The sequence below is a fragment of the Faecalibacterium sp. OM04-11BH genome, assembly GCF_003482185.1.
Classification (GTDB): Bacteria; Bacillota; Clostridia; order Oscillospirales; family Ruminococcaceae; genus Faecalibacterium; species Faecalibacterium tardum.
Genome location: NZ_QULS01000003.1, coordinates 223751 through 244353 on the forward strand (window position 1 = coordinate 223751; position 20603 = coordinate 244353).

A 20603-nucleotide genomic window follows, 5' to 3' on the forward strand; every position below is an offset into this window, starting at 1 on the left:
AAAGGGGCTGCTGCACATCCTGTGCAGCAGCCCCTGCAAAGCCCTTTGGGAAAAGCTTACTTCTCGATGACTTCCTTGGTGTCGCGGGCGATCATCAGCTCCTCGTCGGTAGCAATGACCAGCGTGCGCACCTTTGCGCCCCAAGCGGTGATCTCGCACACATCGCCAACAGGGTGCTTGTTCTTCTCGGTGTCGATGCGGATGCCCAGCCAATCCATGTGGTGGCAGATCTTTGCACGGGCAATGGCATCGTGCTCGCCGATGCCGCCGGTAAAGACGATGGCATCCACGCCGCCCATGGCTGCAATGTAGCTGCCGATGGTCTTTTTGATCTGGTAGTTCAGCATATCGGAAGCCAGCTGTGCGCGCTTGTTGCCGGCCGCGGCAGCCTCTTCCACATCACGCTTGTCGCTGGAAACACCGGAGATGCCCAGCAGGCCGGACTTCTTGTTCAGGATCTCATCCAGCTCGTGGCCGGTGATGTTCAGGGTATACTTCAGGTAGTTGACCACAGAGGGATCCAGATCACCGCAGCGGGTGCCCATCATCAGGCCGGCCAGCGGGGTCATACCCATAGAGGTATCCACCACCTTGCCCTGATCGACTGCGGCAATGGAAGAACCGTTGCCCAGATGGCAGGTGATCAGCTTCAGGCGCTCAATGGGCTCCTCCAGATACTCGGCTGCCTTGTGGGCAACGTACTTGTGGCTGGTGCCGTGGAAGCCGTAGCGGCGCACGCCGTACTTCTCGTAGTACTCGTAGGGGATGGCGTACATATAAGCCTTCGGCGGCATGGTGCTGTGGAAAGCAGTGTCGAACACAGCCACCATGGGAATGTTGCCGAACACCTTGCGGGCGGCCTCGATACCCAGAATACCGGCGGGGTTGTGCAAAGGAGCCAGCGGGCTCAGCTCACGCAGAGTGTTGATGACCTCATCGGTGATCAGGCAGCTGCTCTTGAACTTCTCGCCGCCGTGCACAACGCGGTGACCGATGGCGTCGATCTCGCTCACGTCATTGATGCACTTGCCTGCACCGGTGGTCATCTTCTTCACGACCTCGGCAAAAGCCTCGGTGTGGGTGGGGAAGATCGCCGGGGTGGTAGCCTTGGTGCCGTTGGCCTCGTGAGTGATCATGCTGCTCTCCATGCCGATGCGCTCGCACAGGCCTTTGCACAGCACCTTCTCGCCGTCCATATCGATCAGCTGATACTTCAGGGAAGAAGAACCGCAGTTAATAACCAGAATCTTCATCTGTGTTGCCTCCTGAAAATTTTTGTACCATCCACAGCCTAAAAAAAAACTGCGGACAGAATTTTACAGATTCCTATGTTTATTATATAATAGGGATGGCGGCTTTTCAAGGCGCAACCCGGGCAAAGCGGTAAAACTTGTGTACAAGGTTTTTGTACATCCTGCCCACAAATCCCGGAAACGACAGGGTTTTTCTGTATATGCGATATAAATTTAACAATCTTTCGGCGAAAAGGAGCAGTTCCATGAAGTTTGCAGGCATCATTGCGGAGTACGACCCCTTCCACAACGGCCACGCATGGCAGCTGGCACAGGCGCGGGCGCTGGGGGCGCAGCGGGTGGCCGTAGCCATGAGCTGCGGGCTTACCCAGCGGGGGGCGCTGCCGCTGCTGCCGGAAGCGGTGCGGGTGCAGGCGGCGCTGGCCTGCGGGGCAGACCTTGTGTTTGCCCTGCCCGCACCCTGCGCCTGCGCCGGTGCCGAGGCCTTTGCCCGGGCGGGCGTGCGCCTTCTGGCCGCTGCCGGGTGCGATACGCTGGTCTTTGGGGCAGAGACCCCGGACACCACCCTGCTGCAAAAAGCCTCCCGGGTGCTGTGCAGCGAGGACTACCGTGCCGCGCTCAGGCAGCAGCTTGCCGCCGGGGCGCGCAGCTTTGCCGCCGCCCGGCAGGCGGCGGTGCAGGCACTGTGCCCGGGGTCGGATATTGCCGCCCTGCTGGACAAGCCCAACAACAATCTTGCCGTAGAGTATTGTAAAGCTATTATAGAACAAAATGTAGAAATGCAGCCCATTGCCCTGCCCCGGCAAGGAGCAGACCACGGGCAGGCGCTGACCGAAAGCGGCCATACAGCCTTTGCCAGCGCCAGCGCCCTGCGGGCGCTCTGGGCGGAGGGCGGCGCGGCGGCGCTGGCGCCCTATGTGCCGAAAAAGGCACTAAAATTGTATATACAAGCAGAATATGACGGAAAGTATACAGATTTTGCAGTCATGGGGCACTGTGAGTTGGCGCTGCTGCGGGCAGCCTGCACAGAGCAAGCCCCCTTTGCTGCGGTGCGCGGCGTATCCGAGGGCTTGGAGCACCGGCTGGAAAACGCCGTGCGGGAGACCGCAAGCCTGCCCGCTTTGCTGGATGCCCTGACCACCGTGCGCTACCCCCGGGCACGGATGCGGCGGCTGGCGATGGATGCGGCGCTGGGCTACACCGCCCAGACCCCGGCACTGCCGCCCTATCTGCACCTGCTGGGCGCGCGCAAGGAAGCGCTGCCCCTGCTCGGAGAAACGGCGCTGCCGCTGTCCCACTCGCTGGCGCGGCTTGCGCGGGAAAACGAGACCTGCGCCCAAATGGCTGCTGCCCAGAGCAGGGCCAGCGACCTTGGTGCGCTGTGCCGGGCAAAACCGGAGCCGATGGGCGGGATATATCGTCAAAAAATTATCTTTTTGACGAATTGACAAAAAATAACATGAAAAATTTTATATTGTGCCCTCTTGTATCCGGCGCAGTTCGGGTGTATGATTAAAGCAATGCAATGTTGGATACAACAAGCCTGTAAAAAACGACTGTCCCCGCAGGGGAAACACAAGGAGGAACCCATGGCACTTCATGTTCTGGACGAAGCCAACCGCTGCCTCGGCTGTAAAAAGCCGATGTGTCAGGAGGGCTGCCCCATCCACACCAATATCCCGGAGGTCATCCGTCTGCTCAAGGCAAACCAGATGGACGCTGCGGGCCGGATGCTGTTTGAAAACAACCCCCTGACCACTGTATGCAGTCTGGTGTGCAACCACGAAAAGCAGTGCGAGGGTCACTGCATCCGCAACCGGATGCCCAGCCACGACCCGGTGCACTTTTCCATCATCGAGGACTATATCTCCACCACCTACGCCAACAAGATGACCGCAGGCCCTGCCCCGAAAAACGGCATGAAGGCCGCTGTGGTGGGCTCCGGTCCGGCGGGCCTGACCATCGCCGTGCTGCTGGCACGCTGGGGCTACGATGTGACCATCTTTGACGCCCGGGATAAGATCGGCGGCGTGATGCGCTACGGCATCCCCAACTACCGCCTGCCGGACAGTGTACTGGACGATTTCCAGTACCGTCATCTGGAGCTGAAGGGCATCAAGGTGCGCCCCAACACCACCATCGGCAAGACCCTTACCATCGACGATTTGTTCCGCGACGGCTACAAGAGCGTGTTCATCGGTGCCGGTCTGTGGAAGGCCAACGCCATGCACATCAAGGGCGAAAGCCTTGGCAACGTGGCCTTTGGCATCGACTATCTGGCCAACTCCAAGGCCTTCCGTCTGGGCGATGACGTGGCCGTCATCGGCGTGGGCAACTCCGCTATGGATTGCGCCCGCACCGCCATCCGCAACGGTGCCCGCCACGTTACCTGCTACGCCCGCCGGGACGAAAGCTGCATCAGCGCTTCCGAGTACGAGGTCAGCTACGCCAAGTTGGAAGGCGTGGGCTTCCGGTTCTGCAAGGCACCGGTGGAGATCCGCGAGGACGGTCTGATCTGCCGTGACACCGTCAAGGGCGAGGATGGCAAGTTCACGCAGGTAGAGGGCAGCGAGACTTTGTACCCCCACACCGGCGTCATCGTGTCGGTCAGTCAGGGCTCTGAGAGCAACCTCGTCAAGACCACGACCGGCATCGAGACCAACCAGAAGGGCCTGCTGAGTGTCAGCGAGGACGGCCGTACCACCCGCGAGGGCGTATTTGCCGGCGGCGACGCCGTCATGGGCGCACGTACCGTGGTGGAGGCTGTGGCTGTTGCCAAGAAGGTGGCCGTCGCCATGGACGAGTATATGAAGAGCCTGCCCGCCGACACCGCTGCCGACCCCTATGCCGACGTCCCGGTGTTCCGGACCCCTACCTCTGACGTGCTGGCAAAGCAGCAATTATAATAAATAGTAAGGCGGGAAGGTCCGTGGACCTTCCCGCCTTACTATTATTTTTATAACTTATAACATTACCCGCAGGGTAAACTGCCCATCCTTGGCGGCAAAGCTGGTCAGGCCGCCGTACCGCTCCGAGATGGCGCAGATGCTGCGCACTCCAAGCCCGTGACCGGTGCGGTCAGTGACCGGGACGCCCTCCCGGAACTGCACGTCCGGCAGGCAGCTGTTGGTGATCTGCAAAAACAGCTTTTTCCCTTTTTCGTGCCCGGTGGTCTCAATAAAAGCCCCCTGCCCTGCTTCGCGGCAGCGCACGGCGGCGTGCAAGGCGTTTTCCAGCGCATTGGAAAGCAGCACGCACAGGTCGCTCTCCGAGACCGGCAGCGCCTGCGAGATGCCCGCCTGCACCGTGAACTGTACCCCGGCCTTGGCGGCGCGGTCGGCAAAGGCAGAAAAGATCAGGTTCGCCGCTTCGTTCTCGCAGTAGGCGGTCACCTTGCCGGCTTCGATCTCGCTGCACACGCTGCGGATGTAGCCCAGCGCCTGCTCGGTGCGGCCGTTCTCGATGCAGCCCGCCAGAAACTGCATGTGGTGGCGCAGGTCGTGGCGGTAGGTACTGGCGCGCTGCTGAGAAAGACGCAGCGCCTCGATCTCGCGCATGGCCTGCGTGACCTGTAAATTCAGGCTGGTTTGTAACTGCTCCATCTGGATACGCTGCCGCTCCACCCGGGAGGCGCGCAAAATGGAGCACAGAAAGGCTGCGCAGCACACAAAGAACATGAACTCCACCGCCGCCGGGTTCGCCTCGGATAAAAGGCTGGTGTAGACATGGGTGATGTAATCAAAAAGATAGCTCACCAACGGTACGATGCCAAACTGGCACTGCACCGAGGCCGGGTAGCGGGAAAGCTGCCGCATGGAGGGCGCAAGGAACCGGATGAACAACAGCAGCAGCGGCAGGGTGAACAGCAGCTCTGCCACCGGCTGCACCAGCGGATGCTGCGGAAAGAACAGCGCTACCGCCAACGCCGCCCAGCGCCGCACCTGACAGCACAAATAAGCCGTGAGCACTGCCACCAGCGGCCAGACCTTCTGCCCGCTGAGCAGCACCAGCACGACATACAGCGGCAGGTGGGTGATAAACGGGTAAAGATACTTGGCAGCCGTGGGGCTGGCACCAAAGTAGAACATCCCCTGCAGCGCCAGCAGCCCGGCGGTGCAGCCCGCCAGCGCCCAGCGCTTTTTGCCCGTCCAGCGGATGGGGCAGAACGCCGCACTGAGCAGGATGCCGAAAATGCCCACCGCTGCGCCGTCCAGCACTTCCGGCAGAATGCCCGGGGCGGTCACAGGACGACCTTCTTTCCCGCAAAGGAGTACTCCAGATACTGATCCCGCACGGCGGTAAAGCGCCCGTGGGGCAGCGGCACCTCGGCAAGGCTTTCCATGGTGATGCTCTTGGCGGTGATGTTCTGGATGTACTCCATGTTTACCAGATAGGAGCGGTGCGGGCGCAGAAAGCCCGGGTAATCTGCCAGCTGCCGCGCCAACTCGTCCATGCTGCCGCTGCTCTCGATGACGGTGCCGTCCAGTAGGTGGAACACCAGCGTGCGCCCCTGCACCTCGCAGTATTCCAGACTGTCCAGCGTAATGCGGGTCACGCCGCTTTTGCAGCGCAGGATCAGGCTGTGCTGGGTGCGTTTGCGGCACTCGGCCAAAACGGCATCGGTAAGGCGGAAAAAGCTGTCCTTCCAGATGGGCTTGAGCTGGTAGTAGTATGCGCCTACCACATAGGACTGTACGGCAAATTCCGAAGAAGAGGTCACAAAGATGATCTGCACCGCCGTGTCGTACCGGCGGATCTCCCGTGCGGCGTTGATGCCGTTGATGCCGGGCATAAGCACATCCAGAAACAGCACGTCAAAGCGCACCCCGGCCTCGATATCTGCCAGAAGCTCCATGGGCTTTGTATATGGGAACAGCTCCAGCTGCACTCCCCGCAGGGTGCGGTACTGCTCCAGAAAATCCTGCATCTGGTGCAGCAGGGCAGCATCGTCATCACAGAAAGCGATCCGGGTCATAGCAAAGAAATCCTTTCCGAACAAAAAAGTCTACCCCTTAACGATACCACATCCGCGCCGTTTCGTCACGTCTTTTTCGCAAATTTGCAAGCTTTTTACATCCCCGGCAGCTGCATTGCATCCCCGTTCGGCAGAGTGTTCAACGGCAGCGCGGTCCCCTTGTGCAGAACCTCCAAAAATCGCGCAGAAGCTTGTATTTTGCCTGCGGAGCGTGTACAATAAGCACAGAATATGTTTGCGCAGAGCAGGAGAGCGACAGACAGAGCAGATAGCTTTGTTTGGTGCGCTCTTTTTTGTTTTGCGCTCAAGCTTCAGAGCAAGGAGAGACGATCATGAGCCAGACCAAATACATCCTCTCATTAGATCAGGGCACTACCAGCAGCCGGGCGATCCTGTTTGACAACGAGCAGAACATCGTCTGCGTCCATCAGCGGGAATTTGAGCAGATCTACCCCCATCAGGGCTGGGTGGAGCACAACCCTATGGAGATCTGGTCCAGCCAGTACGGCGTAATGAACGAGGTCATCGCCCAGAGCGGCGTGGACCCCAGAGATATTGCGGGCATCGGCATCACCAATCAGCGCGAGACCACCATCCTGTGGGATAAGAACACCGGCCGCCCGGTGTATAACGCCATCGTCTGGCAGTGCCGCCGCACCGCGCCCCTTGTGGACGAACTGCTCAAGACCCCCGGCATGGCGGACTACATCCGGGAAAACACCGGCCTTGTGCCGGACGCCTATTTCTCTGCCACCAAGATCAAGTGGATCTTGGACAACGTCCCCGGTGCGCGGGAAAAGGCCGAGGCCGGGGAGCTTTTGTTCGGCACGGTGGACACTTGGCTGGTCTGGAAGCTGACCGGCGGCAAGGTGCACGTCACCGACCGCACCAACGCCAGCCGCACCATGCTGTACAACATCCGCACGCTGGACTGGGACGACACCCTGCTCAAGGCGCTGGACATCCCCCGCAGCATCCTGCCCAGCGTGAAGGATTCCAGCGAGGTGTACGGCTACACCAACATTCAGGGCGTGGATGTGCCGGTGGCGGGTATTGCGGGCGACCAGCAGGCCGCGCTGTTCGGGCAGGGCTGCTTTAAGCCCGGCGATGTGAAAAACACCTACGGCACCGGCTGTTTCCTGTTGATGAACACCGGCAACAAGATCTACCAGAGCAAAAACGGTCTGGTCACTACCATTGCCATCAGCCTTGACGGCGAGGTAGAATATGCGCTGGAAGGCTCCGTCTTTGTGGGCGGCGCGGTCATTCAGTGGATCCGGGACGGGATGCACCTCATTCAGGACAGCTGCGATTCCGAGTACTACGCCCAGAAGGTGCCGGACAACGGCGGCGTGTACATCGTGCCCGCCTTTACCGGTTTGGGCGCGCCTTATTGGGATATGTACGCCCGGGGTGCTATTCTGGGCATCACCCGTGGCACCACCCAGAACCACATCATCCGCGCGGCAGAGGAATCCATCGCCTACCAGAGCGCCGACCTGATGTGGGCCATGGAGAAGGACACCGACATCACCATCAGCACCCTGAAGGTGGACGGCGGTGCCAGCCGCGACCACTTCCTGATGCAGTTCCAGTCCGACATTCTGAACAAGGAGGTGCTGCGCCCGGCCATCCGGGAGACCACCGCCCTTGGTGCAGCGTATCTGGCTGGCCTTGCCACCGGCGTGTGGAAGAGCCGGGAGGAGATCAGCCACCTGTGGAGCTGCAACCAGCTGTTTGAGCCGAAAATGGACGCTGCCCAGCGGGAAAAGCTGGTCAAGGGCTGGCACAAGGCCGTGGGCCGCAGTCAGGACTGGGCCGAGCACGAGGTATAAGGTAGGAAAAAGTTTGACGGGATAACATAACACCCCCGGCAGGCTGCCACCGTGATGGTGATTGCCTGCCGGGGGTGTTTTAGTGGAGCATTGTATCACAAAATGACTACATACGCAAGGCGGATGCTCTTGTTAGGGCGTGCGGAGCCCCAAACCCTGCTGGGAACGAGTAGGGCAGGATGCCACCTTTCCTAGTGATGCCCGGCTCTTTGCGGGAGAGATTTCTATTTAAGTTTGATTGAACCATGCAACATAGTCAAAATCGTCGTAGTATTTTCTGATAGAAAAGCGGCTTCGATAACGCATACACATTCCGACGCACGATTCGCTTTCAAATCCTTTGATGTAAACGGCGGATTCAATATCGGGATACGGTTTGTGGCAAAGTACAGCCTTGTGTTTCAAATTCAATTGATCAAAGTCCAACAGATTTTGCTTGGTGCATCCATCACGGTCTGTAAAAAGAAAATAAAGATTGTCAAAATTTATTCGACCTTTTCGACGATTCCAAGCGAGAGAGGCTTCCTCTTCGGAAGAATAATGCTGAAAGTATAACTTAATGTCCTTCAGCAATGCAACAGGGTAAGTGATTTCTTTTTCGGCGGGTGTAATAAATACAAGGTCGTATTGGAGATAATCTTTCAGATTTTCGCAGAGTTTTATAAAGTCAGAAGGCTCGATCCATAGATTCACAAAGGGTGAATTAAATTTCAAACCGAGATCATGCAGAATGCAACAGCCATTGCAGTTACTGGCAATCAACGTAACATCCGTGTTTTTCAGTCGGATGCGATTGAAAAAATTATAAGCTGTTCGAAAAAGAGTCTTTAATTTGACAAGCACAGAATCCTCCAAAACAATTGAGTCCCAATGTTGCAAAAAAAATACCCGAACCCTTTCTCGTAAAGAATCGGGTTCGAGTACGAACTGTATGGTGGACGGTACAGGACTCGAACCTGTGACCTCCTGCACGTCAAGCAGATGCTCTACCAGCTGAGCTAACCGTCCATGTCATATCGACTTGGATAGTTTACCACAGCTTTTTGCAAAAAGCAAGACCTTTTGTGCTTTTTTATGCGTTCTTTTTTACTTTTCCGGCGAAAGTGCCCGGCGGATGATATCGTACAGCACCGGCTTCATGGCGTCGATGTTGTCCGGCTTGCCCTCCAGAATGCTGGAATAGCACACCGACATACACATACTGCCCAAGGCGGTGATGCGCTGGTAGACCTCCCGCTCGGTGCGGCCCGCCATTTCCGGGCTGGAAAGCACAATGGCCAGCAGCTTGCGCATCAGGGGCTCGGCTTCCCTGCTGGCTTCGATCTGGTCCAGCCCGGGCCAGACGAAGTTGCGCTCCAGAAACCGCAGCACCAGCGCATCCTGCCGCAAAGCCTCGATGATATGGTCGATGACGAACACTACCTGCGCGGTAAAGTCGGGCAGCTCGGGGTGCTGCTCGACCGCAAGGCAGGCATCGCTCAGCAGCTGGTAGCTCACCCGCCCCAGCAGCGCCTGCATCACCGCGCCCTTATCCTGAAAATACAGGTAAAACGTGCCTTTGCCCACCTTTGCCCGGCTGGTGATATCCTCCACGCTGGTCTTGGCGGTGCCCCGCTCCAGAAACAGCTCGTAGGCTGCATCCAGCAGGGCGCGGCGCTTTTCCTGTTTCTTACCTTCCACGGTGCTCATGCTCTGGGTAGATTCCTCTTTTCTCTGAATTTAGACGCAGGTATGTGCTGCGTCCGGTCTGCGTACCTTAGTTTAGCAGTCCTTGGCCGTTTGTGCAAGCCCGGTTTGCTATACAATTTTTTGCAGGTGATAAAAAAACTGACTTTCGGTCACTTTTCCTGCTTGACACTCTGCCCGGGGTGGATATAATAGTGTTTGCCCGGAAGATGACCGGTGGTCAGTTTCGCGGGCTTTCCCAATCAACTTTCTATTCTGGAGGGTTCTCATGAAAAAGATCGCACAAGGCATCGTGCGTCTGCGCAAGCTGATCTTAACAGTAGCCGTGCTGCTGTTGATCCCTTCCGCGATCGGCGCCATTGCCACCCGCATCAATTATGACATCCTCACCTACCTGCCGCAGGATCTGGACTCCATGATCGGCGAGGTAGCCCTTGAGGACGATTTCCATCTGGCCTCCACCGGTATGATCACGGTAGAGGGCCTGCCAACCAATGAACTCATCGCTATGAAAAAGGAGATAGAAGCCGTGCCCGGCGTCACCCAGACCTTCTGGCTCAGCGATGTGATCGACCCCAACATCCCCACCGCCATGCTGCCTGCCGATGTGCAGCAGTTCATGTTCGGCAAAAACGATTCCACCATGCTGATCGTCCGCTTTGACGCCCCCAGCGCCAGCGACGAGACCATGGAAGCCGTTAAGCAGATCGAAAAGCTGCTGCGTAAGGACTGCTTCTTCGGCGGCATGAGTGTCATTCTGCAGGACACCAAGGCGCTGGTCAATCAGGAAATGCCCCTGTACATCCTGATCGCCGTGGGCGCCAGCCTGCTGGTGCTGTTCCTCTCGCTGGAAAGCACCCTCACCCCGCTGCTGTTCATGCTGGGTCTGCTGTTCCCCATCGCGTACAACTTCGGCACCAACATCTTTCTGGGGCAGATCAGCTACATCACCGAGGCGCTTGCCACCGTGCTGCAGCTGGGCGTTACGATGGACTTCTCCATCTTCCTGCTGCACCGCTATGAGGAAGAAAAGGAGCTGCGCTCCACCAATGAAGAAGCCATGGTCAGCGCCATCTGCAAGACTATGACCTCCATCTCCGCTTCCAGTCTGACCACCATTGCAGGCTTCCTTGCACTGTGCGCCATGCGTCTGACGCTGGGCCGCGATATCGGCCTTGTCATGGCAAAGGGCGTGGCACTGGGCGTTATCTGCACCGTGGTCATTCTGCCCTCTTTGATCCTTACCTTTGATAAGTGGGTGGAAAAATACAAGCATCGCACCGTTATCCCCCGGCTGACCAAGCTGAGCTACTTTGTTTCCAAGCATTCCGTGCCCATCGTGGCCGTCTTTATCCTCATCCTTATCCCCTTTGCCATTGCGCAGAACAAGACCAGCGTGTACTACACCCTGTTCGACTCCCTGCCTCAGGACCTGACCGGCATCGTAGGCACCAACAAGCTGGGCGAGGACTTCGGCATGACCACCAGCCACTTCATTTTGGTGCATGACGATCTGACCGCTACGCAGGTGTCCGACCTGTGCGATGAGCTGAAGGATGTGGACGGTATCACGCAGGTGGTAAGTCTGGATTCCATCACCGGCCCCGGCTTTGACACCGAGCTGCTGCCCGACAGCGTGATGGAGATCCTGCAGTCCGGCGGCTACAAGCTGATTTTGGCCAACAGCTCCTACAAGACCGGCACGGATGCCATCAACAGCCAGCTGGACAAGATGATCGGCCTGATCAAAAATGTAGATCCCGAGGGCGTTATCACCGGTGAAGGCGCTATGACCAAAGACCTGATCGAGGTGGCAGACGTGGACTTCAAGAACGTCAACGTCTGGTCGATCATGGCCGTGCTGGTCATCATCGCCATCTCCTTCAAGAGTATCTCCATCCCGGTGCTGCTGGTTGCCAGCATCGAAGCCGCAATTGCCATCAATATGGGCATCCCGTACTTTACCGGTACGCAGCTGCCCTTTATCGCCAGCATCGTTATCGGTACCATCCAGCTGGGCGCTACCGTGGACTACTCCATCCTGATGACCACTCGTTATCACGAGGAGCGCGCCTTTGGCCGCACCCCCAAGGAAGCTGCCCAGCAGTCGCTGGAGCATTGCAGCCAGTCCATCCTGACCAGCGGCCTGACCTTCTTTGCCGCTACGGTCGGCGTGGCCGCCATCAGTAAGATGGAACTGCTGCGGAGCATCTGCCTGCTGATCTCCCGCGGCGCTCTGATCAGTATGCTGGTCATTCTGTTGGTGCTGCCCGCCGCCCTGATGCTGTGTGACTGGATCATCCGTCACACCACCCTGAAGTGGATGGTGCCTGAATCTGCCAACGCCAAGAAGTCTGAAAAGGAGTAATGCGTTATGAAAAAATCGCTTCGTTTCGCCAGTGCGGCGCTGGCAGTTGCCCTTGCCGCCAGCTGTGCAGCCCCGGCTTTTGCCGCAGGCGGCAGCAGCTTTACCAAGTCTGAGACCGTGTACGCTGTGATGAACGCCGATGGCTCCATCCAGAGCACCACCGTCAGCGAGCATGTTTACAGCGCCTCCGGTCTATCCAAAGTGACCGACCAGAGCACCCTGACCAATATCCAGAACACCGAGAGCAGCGCCGAGTTCACACAGGACGGCGAAAAGCTGGTGTGGAACACCGATGATACCGATGTGTATTATAAAGGTGACACTACCCGCGCCCTGCCCATTCAGGCTACCGTCACCTACGCGCTGGACGGTCAGGAAGCCGCACTGGAAGATCTGATCGGCAAGAGCGGTCATCTGACCATGACCATCGCCCTGAAGAACAACGAGACCGGCACCGTGAACGTAAACGGCACTGACCGCACCATCGTCACCCCGCTGGTCACCGCTGTGGGCGTGATCTTCGGGCAGGATGCCACCAACGTGGTGGCTGCCCACGGTCTGGTGGAAAGCGCCGCCAAGAGCAATGTGGCTGCCTTTGTCACCCTGCCGGGCGTGAAGGATTCCCTGTCCGGTCTGCTGCCGGACGAGCTGGACACCATTGAGGACTATCTGCAGGACACCATCACGGTGGAAGCAGATGTCACCGGGCTGACCTGCCCGCAGGTGATGATGGCCTGCGCCACCAGCGCTGCGGCTCTGGGCACTGACAATGTGTTTGACCTGAGCAGCATCAACGACCTGACCGACGGCATCAACCAGCTGAACGATGCCATGAGCCAGCTGCTGGACGGCGCTTCTCAGCTGGAGGATGGCACCAGTCAGCTGGCCAGCGGCGTGCTGGCACTGCTGGACGGCGCCAACACCCTGAACAATGGTGCAGCCGCACTGGACGAGGGTCTGGGGCAGCTGACCACCGGTCTGGACACCCTGAGCTCCAACAACAGCGCCCTGAACAGCGGCGCACAGCAGGTGGCGGACGGCGTGCTGGCTTCTGCCAACAAGACCCTGAAAGAGGGCGGTCTGATCGACACTGATATGACCTGGGATAACTACGCCGCGGTCATCGACAACATTCTGACCATCAACGACAAGACGCTGGCTGCCGGCCGCCGCAAGATGGTGCGCACCATCTGGGAGCAGGCGCCCAGCTTCAAGGACAGCCAGCTGGATCTGGCGCTGTACCTTTCCGCTACCAAGACGAACCATGATCTGGAGGCTGCTCTGCACCTGATGCAGAACTACGACCCCTCCATGCTGTGCGGTCTGGTGCAGCTGCTGACCAGTCAGGAGGCTAAGGACACCGCCAAGGCAGAGCTGAAGTATCAGGTAGAGAACAGTCAGGATATCGCGGATGTGCGCGCCCTGAAGGACAGCCTTTCCAAGATCCAGTACTTCGTTTCCAGCGTGGGTCAGTACACCGCCGGTGTGCAGACCGCCGCAGATGGTGCCCATTCTGCCAAGGACGGCAGCGCACAGCTTGCCGCCGGTACCAAGACCCTGTACGACGGTGTGAACACCCTGAACGAGGGCGCAAGCCAGCTGAACGACGGCACCCATCAGCTGAACGATGGCCTGAACCAGTTCAACGAGGAGGGCATCTCCAAGCTGACCGGCGCACTGGATCAGGATCAGCTGCACGGCCTTAAGACCGTGCTGGACGAGATGAGCGACCGGCTGGAAAGCTACACCAGCTTTGCCGGTGCACCCGAGGACGCTGAGAGCAGCGTGAAGTTTGTCTACAAGACCGCCGAGACCGTGGCCTCTGCCAACAATGTTGTGGCTGAGACTGAGACGGTGAAGGAGGGCAACATCTTCACCCGCCTGTGGCAGCGCATCGTGGACCTGTTCAAGTTCTGATAATGCCAACATCCTTCCAGAATCGTAGATAGAGACGCAGAAGCGCCCCGCAGCCGAATGACTGCGGGGCGCTTCTGCGTCTGCGGGAATATTTCAGGGTGAAAAGCATACAATAAAAAGAAAGCATCTTGATTGCATTTTGCTTTCTCATGTGGTAAAATCAAAGAAAGAAGGAGGTGCTGGATATGGCACAGATCAGTGTACGCGTGGATGATGCCGTGAAGCATGAAGCAGAACAGACCTTTGACGAGATCGGCCTGAGTATGAACACGGCTATCACGATCTTTCTCAAGGCCTGCGCCCGGGAAAAGCGCATTCCGTTCGAGCTGACCGCAGACCCCTTTTATTCCTCTGCCAATCAGCGTTATCTGGAAGGCATCATGCGGGATGTGCGCAGCGGCAAGGCGCATTTTGCCCCGCATGATCTCATCGAGGAAGCCTGATGCGGTTGCTGTGGGAGGATCGCGCATGGGAGGATTATCTTTATTGGCAGATGCAGGACAAAAAGACATTGAAACGCATCAACGCGCTGATCAAAGATATCTCCCGCAACGCCTTTGACGGCATCGGCAAGCCGGAACCGCTGCGCGGTACGCTCAGCGGCTGGTGGAGCCGCCGTATCGACGATGTGAACCGCATCGTTTACTACGAAGAAAACGGCATTGTGTTTATCGTTTCCTGCCGCGGACATTACGATGACACCTGACAGCAGCCGCTGTATCTAAAAAAGGACACCGGACAGCCCGCAGGCTGTCCGGTGTCCCTTTTAAATAAACTTACTGATCCTTTTCCACCATCATCTTGCTGGCTTTATAGATATCGCCGCAGCCGAGGGTGATGACCAGATCGCCGGGCTGGGCGTTCTGCTTTACCCAGTCGGCGGCTTCCTGCAGGCTGTTCACCAGCACGGAGCCGGGGATCTGCGCTGCCAGCTTTGCGCTGGTAATGGTGGGGTCGTTGGGCTCGCGGCTGCCCATGATGGGGGTCAGCACCGTGATGTCCGGGATCTTGAGCACATCCACAAAGTCGTTGAACAGCATCTTGGTGCGGCTGTATGTAAACGGCTGGTGGACGGCGATCAGGCGCTTGTAGCCCATCTCCTTGGCGGTGTTCAGGGTGGCGCGCAGCTCGGTGGGGTGGTGGGCGTAGTCGTCGATGACCAGCGCACCGTTGCACTCACCGTACACCTCAAAGCGGCGGCCTGCGCCCTTGAAGTTCAGGGCAGCTTCGGCGCACTGCTCTGCGCTCAGACCCACAAAGCGGCACACGGCGCACATGGCCAGTGCATTATAAATATTGTGGCGGCCGGGCACGGACAGGCGGATGCGGGTGGTGTCGGTCGTATTCCACTCCTTCAGGTCGAACTCAAAGAAGCCGGGCTTATACTCGTTGACGTTGATAGCGCGGTAGTCGGCGTGGTTGTCGATGGCAAAGGTGCGCACCCGGCGATCCAGTGTGTACATCACGTCCATGGTGTTCTTATCGTCGGCGTTGGCAAAGATCATGAACTGGGTCATCAGGGCAAAGCGCTTGAAGGCGAACTTCAGCTCACCCATGCTGCCGTAGTAGTCCAGATGGTCGTTGTCGATGTTCAGCACCACAGACAGGTAGGGGGTCAGCTTCAGGAAGGTCTCGGCAAACTCGCAGGCCTCGATAACGATATCATCGCCCTTGCCGGCCTTGCCGTATCCGTTGATGAGGGGCAGCTTGCCGCCGATGACGGCAGAGGGATCGCGCCCTGCCAGTTCCAGCGCAGTGGTGATCATGGAGGTGGTAGTGGTCTTGCCGTGGGTGCCGGACACGCAGATGCTCTGCTTGTACAGGCGGCTCACATAGCCCAGCAGCACACTGCGCTCCACGGTGGGAATGCCGTAGGAGGCGGCTGCGTTCAGCTCCACGTTATCCTTGGAGATGGCGGCAGAGTACACCACCATGTCCGCACCGACAACGTTATCCGCATTGTGGCCAAGGCTGACCTTCACGCCCATCTCCCGCTCGTAGCGGATGATGCTGCCGTCCAGCACATCGCTGCCGGACAGCTCGTAGCCCTTGGCAGCCAAGATCTGGATCAGCGGGTACATTCCGCTGCCGCCGCAGCCGATAAAATGGATCTTCTTTACATGGTCCAGCAGATGCTGGCTATAATCCGAGTACATGAACATAGTAAGGCTCTCCTCCAAATATTAACGGCTGCAGCGCAGACCGATTCCTTCCAAATATGGGGACACACTCTTATTATATATTTTTTGCAGCATAAAATAAACAGGTAAGGCCGAATTTTCGGAAAGAACCATAATTTTTTTGTGAATTTTGTGATATGTGTACAACAAAATCCCGGCAGTATTACTTTGCCCGCCGCTGCAGGATCTCGTCCAGAATGGCATCGGCCACGTCTGCCTTGCTCATCAAAGGCAGTTCCCGGGTGCCGTCCGGGGTGATGAAGGTGACCACGTTGGTGTCCACCCCAAAGCCTGCACCGGCCACCTTGAGGTTGTTTGCCACCACCATGTCCAGATTTTTCTTGGCAAGTTTCGCGGAAGAGTTTTCCACAAGATCCCGGGTCTCCATGGAAAAACCGCACAGGAACTGGTGGGTCTTGCGGGGGCCGATGGTGCCAAGGATATCCTCGGTGCGCTCCACGGGGATGGAAAGGTCGCCCTCCTTCTTTTTGATCTTGTCGTCTGCCACGGTGGCGGGGCGGTAGTCCGCCACGGCAGCGGCCATGATGAGCACATCGGTGGTGTCAAAGCGGTCCGTCACCGCCTCGTACATCTGCCGGGCGGTGGTCACCGGCACATCGGTGGTGAACTTGACCGGCGGCAGCGCGGTCTGCCCATGGATCAGGGTCACTTCGGCGCCCCGCATGGCGGCGGCGCGGGCAAGGGCGTAGCCCATCTTGCCGGTGGAGTGGTTGGTCAGGTAGCGCACCGGGTCCAGCGCCTCCTGCGTGGGGCCGGCAGTCACCGCGATGCGCACCCCTGCTAAGTCCTTCGGGCGGGCGATGGTGTGCAGAATGTGCTCCAGCAGCACTTCCTCCTTGGGCAGGCGTCCGCTGCCCACATCCTTGCAGGCCAGCACGCCGCTTTCGGAGGGGATGACAGTAAAGCCGTACCGCTCCAGCGTGGCAAGGTTATCCTGCGTGATGGGGTTTTCCAGCATCCCGGTGTTCATGGCGGGGGCTACCAGCTTCGGGCACTTAGCGGCCAGCACCACGGTGGTAAGCATATCGTCCGCAATGCCGTGCGCCATTTTGGCAATGACGTTGGCGGTGGCAGGGGCTACAAGGATCACATCCGCCTTTTTTGCCAGCGAGATGTGGGTGACCTCAAACTTGAAATCCCGGTCAAAGGTGTCCACCATGCACTTGTGGCCGGTCAGGGTCTCAAAGGTGAGAGGGGTGATGAACTGGGTGGCGTTTTTGGTCATGATGACCTCCACATCTGCCCCCAGCTTGCGCAGTGCACTGGCCACGTTGGCCATCTTATAGGCGGCAATGCCGCCGCTCACGCCCAGCAGGACGCACTTGCCGTTCAGATCCATGGTTCGTTTACCTCCCGGAAAAACAGTTCTTTTCCACATATCTTATCTTAGTATAATGCAAAACTTCCACCAGCACAACAAAATCTTTGCCGGGAACTTGTATCCTGAGCAAAAATGCGGTAAAATACGCTTGACAAAGAGCAAACCGGTTCTTTTCTTTTACTTTGAAAAGGAAAACAGAATTATGATCTTAGCCATTGATATAGGCAACACCACCGTCGCCCTTGGGGGCATCCGGGACGGACGTGTATGCTTTGTGGCGCGCATGGACACGGTGCGCACCCGCACGGCTGCGGAATATCGTGCCGAGATGGATAAAATTTTTGCGCACCGCCGCCACCCGGAGCGCCCCATGCGCTTTGAGGGTGCGGTGCTTACCAGCGTAGTGCCCCAGATCACCGGGGCACTGGCCGAGTGCGCCCGTCACTATACCGGCAAAAAGCCGGTCATCGTTTCGCCGGACATCCGCACCGGGCTGACCATAGGGGTGGACGAGCCCCGCGCCGTGGGCAAGGACCGGCTGGTGGATGCCGCCTACGCGGCGGCAAACTTTCCGCTGCCAGTGGTCACGGTAGACCTTGGCACCGCCACCACCTTTAATGTGGTGGACAAGGATCGGGTATTCCGGGGCGGCGTGATCTGCCCCGGCCTTTCCACCGGGCTGCGCGCACTGGGCGAGCGCTGTGCCCAGCTGCCGCAGGTGCATCTGGGCTCCCCGAAAAAAGCCATTGGCACCAATACCGAAAGCTGTATGCTGTCCGGCTCGGTGCTGGGCACCGCCGTGCTCATTGACGGCATGGTGCAGCGCATTGAAGAGGAATTGGGCAGCCCGGCCACGCTGGTGGTCACCGGCGGGCTGGCAAAGTACGTCACCCCGCTGTGCCGCCACCCCCTGGCCTATGACCCGGAGCTGCTGATGAAGGGGCTGGCACTGCTGTACCAGCTGAACGCCCCGCAGGAGCACAGCCGCAGCCATGGCGGCGGCAGACACTACGGTCAGCAGGGACGCCCCCGGGCAAAGCACCCGTACCCCAACCGCCGCACCCGCCGCGAGCCGGAGACGCTGGTAGGCTGAGGGGACAAGAGGATAAGGGAGAGCATTATGAAACTGGGCATTCTTGGCACGGGTAAGATCGTGCAGGAATTTTTGCCATGGCTTGTGGAGCACACGCCGTTTACTGTGCAGGCGGTGTGCAGCACCCCACGCTCGGCGGCAAAAGCCGCAGAGCTGTGTGCGCAATATCAGATCCCACAGTACACCACCAATTATTTTGAGCTGCTGCAATGGGTAGACGCGATCTACATCGCCGTGCCCAATTTGCAGCACGCCCGCTACGCCCGGGTGGCGCTGGAGGCGGGCAAGCACGTCATTGTGGAAAAGCCCATGGCGGTGACCGCCGCCGAGACCGAGGAACTGGCTGCGCTGGCACAGCGCAAGCGGCTGTTCCTCTTTGAGGCTATGACCACCCAGTACCAGCCCAACTACGCAAAGCTCCGGGAGCTGCTGCCCCGGGTGGGTACAGTGCGCATGGTACAGTGCAGCTTCAGTCAGTATTCCAGCCGGTACGATGCCTTTTGCGCCGGCCAGACCCCGCCGGTGTTCGACCCGCTGTGCGCGGGCGGCGCACTGATGGACTTGGGCGTGTACAACGTCAGCTACATCGTGGGTCTGTTCGGTGAGCCCAACAAGGCGGTGTATGCCGCCAACATGGAGCGCAATATCGACACCAGCGGTGTGCTAATGATGGATTACAGCGGCTTCAAGGCGGTAAGCCTTGCCGCCAAGGACTGCGCAGCCCCTGCCCGCTGCATCATTCAGGGCACAAAGGGCTACATTCTGCAAAAATCCACCCCGAACTACTGCGGCGGCGTAACCTTCCACCCCAACGAGGGCAAGGAGGAGCACTACAACCTGAACGGGGACCGTCCCCGGCAGGCGGCAGAGTTCGAGGCCTTTTACCGCGCCATAACCACCGGAGACCAGGAGCTGTGTGCCCGGATGCTGGATACCAGCATCGCGGTGAGCCGGGTGCTCACGGTGGCGCGCCGCAGCGCTGGGGTACGCTTCCCCGGTGACAGATTTTAACGCATTTTTCTCTGGAACACGCCCTGACAACTACGCGCTTCCAAAGATTTGAATATTCACCTAAAACCCGCACAGAGCGGGCAGGTTTGCGCCGTATCCGACAAAAAGGGCGGAACGGCAGCAGGAGGAAAACTGAATTATGAAGAATACCAATACGAAGACTCTGACCCGTGTGGCCCTGCTGGTGGCCATTGAACTGGTGATGAAGCTTGTCGGTCTGGGCAGTGTGCCCGTGGGCCCGCTGTACATGAGCTTCCTCACCCTGCCTATCGCCGTGGGCGCCATCACCATGGGCCCCGCCGTGGGTGCCCTGCTGGGCGGCGTGTTCGGCGCTGTGAGCTTCTACGATGCCATCACCGGCGCATCTGCCATGACTGGTGCACTGTTTCAGGTCAGCCCGCTGAACACCTTTATCCTGTGCGTGGGTATGCGTGTGCTCATGGGTCTGTGCTGCGGCCTGATCTTCAAGGGCCTGCAGAAGCTGGATAAGTCCCGCACCTGGAGCTACATCCTCAGCGCCATGACCGCACCCGCCCTGAACACCCTGTTCTTCATGGGCTACATCGTGCTGGCTTTCTACGGCTGCGACTATGTGCAGAATCTGGTGTCCGTCAAGGGCGCTGCCAATCCCTTCATGTTCGTGGTGCTGCTGGTCGGCGTGCAGGGCGTAGCCGAATTTCTGGTGTCCGGCATTCTGGGCGGCATCGTCGCCCGCGCCGTGGCAAAGTTCCTGAAGTAAGACCGGCTGCGCACCATGTCAGGGCGGCGCATCCGTGTTTAAAATAGAAAAATGAATGCTCCTCCGGCAACTGCCGGGGGAGTTTTTTTGTTGGGAGACTTAGAAAGCCCCCCTTCAGGCGCTGCGCGCCAGAGGCTCCCTCTCCGAGGGAGCTGTCAAAACCGTCAGGTTTTGACTGAGGGAGTTCGTTCCCAAAATCCTTCC

At 58.5% G+C, this 20603-nt stretch carries 17 protein-coding genes and 1 tRNA gene; 10 read left to right on the forward strand and 8 right to left on the reverse strand.

Annotated elements, in window-relative coordinates; genetic code table 11:
• Positions 1–56 precede the first annotated feature (56 nt).
• On the reverse strand, positions 57–1253 hold the full coding sequence (locus tag DXB44_RS04610) for an acetate kinase (protein WP_005921122.1): 1197 nt from the start codon (positions 1251–1253) through the stop codon (positions 57–59).
• Positions 1254–1498: 245 nt separating this feature from the next.
• Between DXB44_RS04610 and DXB44_RS04615 the strand changes: the two genes are divergently transcribed.
• On the forward strand, positions 1499–2701 hold the full coding sequence (locus DXB44_RS04615) for a nucleotidyltransferase family protein (protein ID WP_118657907.1): 1203 nt from the start codon (positions 1499–1501) through the stop codon (positions 2699–2701).
• Between the two features lie 141 nt (positions 2702–2842).
• Positions 2843–4159, forward strand: a complete 1317-nt coding sequence (locus tag DXB44_RS04620; RefSeq protein ID WP_118657908.1) for an NAD(P)-dependent oxidoreductase — start codon at positions 2843–2845, stop codon at positions 4157–4159.
• A 57-nt stretch (positions 4160–4216) separates the two neighbouring features.
• Here the strand turns inward: DXB44_RS04620 and DXB44_RS04625 are convergent, their stop codons facing one another.
• Both DXB44_RS04625 and DXB44_RS04630 read right to left on the reverse strand, forming a co-directional pair.
• Entirely contained in the window at positions 4217–5497 is a 1281-nt protein-coding gene (locus tag DXB44_RS04625) for a GHKL domain-containing protein (protein WP_243111025.1), read from the reverse strand.
• Positions 5494–6228, reverse strand: a complete 735-nt coding sequence (locus DXB44_RS04630; RefSeq protein ID WP_055185548.1) for a response regulator transcription factor — start codon at positions 6226–6228, stop codon at positions 5494–5496. Before DXB44_RS04630 ends, DXB44_RS04625 begins: the two co-directional genes overlap by 4 nt.
• A gap of 332 nt (positions 6229–6560) precedes the next feature.
• On the opposite strand from DXB44_RS04630, the gene glpK reads away from it, so the two are divergent.
• Entirely contained in the window at positions 6561–8063 is a 1503-nt protein-coding gene (gene glpK / locus DXB44_RS04635) for a glycerol kinase GlpK (protein ID WP_118657909.1), read from the forward strand.
• Positions 8064–8291: 228 nt separating this feature from the next.
• Here the strand turns inward: glpK and DXB44_RS04640 are convergent, their stop codons facing one another.
• The 3 genes from DXB44_RS04640 to DXB44_RS04650 all read right to left on the reverse strand — a co-directional run bounded on the left by DXB44_RS04640 (position 8292) and on the right by DXB44_RS04650 (position 9752).
• On the reverse strand, positions 8292–8906 hold the full coding sequence (locus tag DXB44_RS04640) for a DUF1919 domain-containing protein (RefSeq protein WP_158581875.1): 615 nt from the start codon (positions 8904–8906) through the stop codon (positions 8292–8294).
• Between the two features lie 89 nt (positions 8907–8995).
• Positions 8996–9071, reverse strand: a tRNA-Val gene (locus DXB44_RS04645).
• A gap of 78 nt (positions 9072–9149) precedes the next feature.
• Positions 9150–9752, reverse strand: coding sequence for a TetR/AcrR family transcriptional regulator (locus DXB44_RS04650; RefSeq protein WP_113993190.1), 603 nt, complete (start codon positions 9750–9752; stop codon positions 9150–9152).
• 265 nt (positions 9753–10017) lie between these two features.
• Here DXB44_RS04650 and DXB44_RS04655 point away from each other — a divergent pair, with 265 nt between their 5' ends.
• From DXB44_RS04655 to DXB44_RS04670, 4 genes are all read left to right on the forward strand, one after another.
• The gene (locus tag DXB44_RS04655; RefSeq protein WP_118657911.1) at positions 10018–12117 is read left to right on the forward strand and encodes an MMPL family transporter; all 2100 of its coding nucleotides are present in this window, start codon (positions 10018–10020) and stop codon (positions 12115–12117) included.
• Positions 12118–12123: 6 nt separating this feature from the next.
• Positions 12124–14034 carry a hypothetical protein gene (locus DXB44_RS04660; protein WP_118657912.1) on the forward strand — a complete coding sequence of 637 codons (1911 nt, stop codon included), beginning with the start codon at positions 12124–12126 and terminating at the stop codon, positions 14032–14034.
• 185 nt (positions 14035–14219) lie between these two features.
• Positions 14220–14477, forward strand: a complete 258-nt coding sequence (locus DXB44_RS04665; protein WP_112090901.1) for a type II toxin-antitoxin system RelB/DinJ family antitoxin — start codon at positions 14220–14222, stop codon at positions 14475–14477.
• Entirely contained in the window at positions 14477–14740 is a 264-nt protein-coding gene (locus DXB44_RS04670) for a Txe/YoeB family addiction module toxin (RefSeq protein WP_118657913.1), read from the forward strand. Before DXB44_RS04665 ends, DXB44_RS04670 begins: the two co-directional genes overlap by 1 nt.
• A gap of 70 nt (positions 14741–14810) precedes the next feature.
• On the opposite strand, the gene murC is transcribed toward DXB44_RS04670, so the two are convergent.
• Positions 14811–16196, reverse strand: coding sequence for a UDP-N-acetylmuramate--L-alanine ligase (gene murC, locus DXB44_RS04675; RefSeq protein ID WP_055186801.1), 1386 nt, complete (start codon positions 16194–16196; stop codon positions 14811–14813).
• A gap of 181 nt (positions 16197–16377) precedes the next feature.
• Positions 16378–17574 carry a bifunctional phosphopantothenoylcysteine decarboxylase/phosphopantothenate--cysteine ligase CoaBC gene (coaBC, locus tag DXB44_RS04680; RefSeq protein ID WP_118657914.1) on the reverse strand — a complete coding sequence of 399 codons (1197 nt, stop codon included), beginning with the start codon at positions 17572–17574 and terminating at the stop codon, positions 16378–16380.
• A 184-nt stretch (positions 17575–17758) separates the two neighbouring features.
• Here coaBC and DXB44_RS04685 point away from each other — a divergent pair, with 184 nt between their 5' ends.
• The 3 genes from DXB44_RS04685 (at position 17759) to DXB44_RS04695 (ending at position 20399) form a co-directional block, all read left to right on the forward strand.
• On the forward strand, positions 17759–18649 hold the full coding sequence (locus tag DXB44_RS04685) for a type III pantothenate kinase (RefSeq protein WP_118657915.1): 891 nt from the start codon (positions 17759–17761) through the stop codon (positions 18647–18649).
• Between the two features lie 27 nt (positions 18650–18676).
• Positions 18677–19660: a Gfo/Idh/MocA family oxidoreductase gene (locus DXB44_RS04690; protein ID WP_118657916.1), complete on the forward strand. Its 984-nt coding sequence runs from the start codon at positions 18677–18679 to the stop codon at positions 19658–19660.
• Positions 19661–19799: 139 nt separating this feature from the next.
• A complete protein-coding gene (locus DXB44_RS04695; RefSeq protein ID WP_005921554.1) occupies positions 19800–20399 on the forward strand; it encodes an ECF transporter S component in 600 nt (199 codons plus the stop codon).
• Positions 20400–20603: the final 204 nt, after the last annotated feature.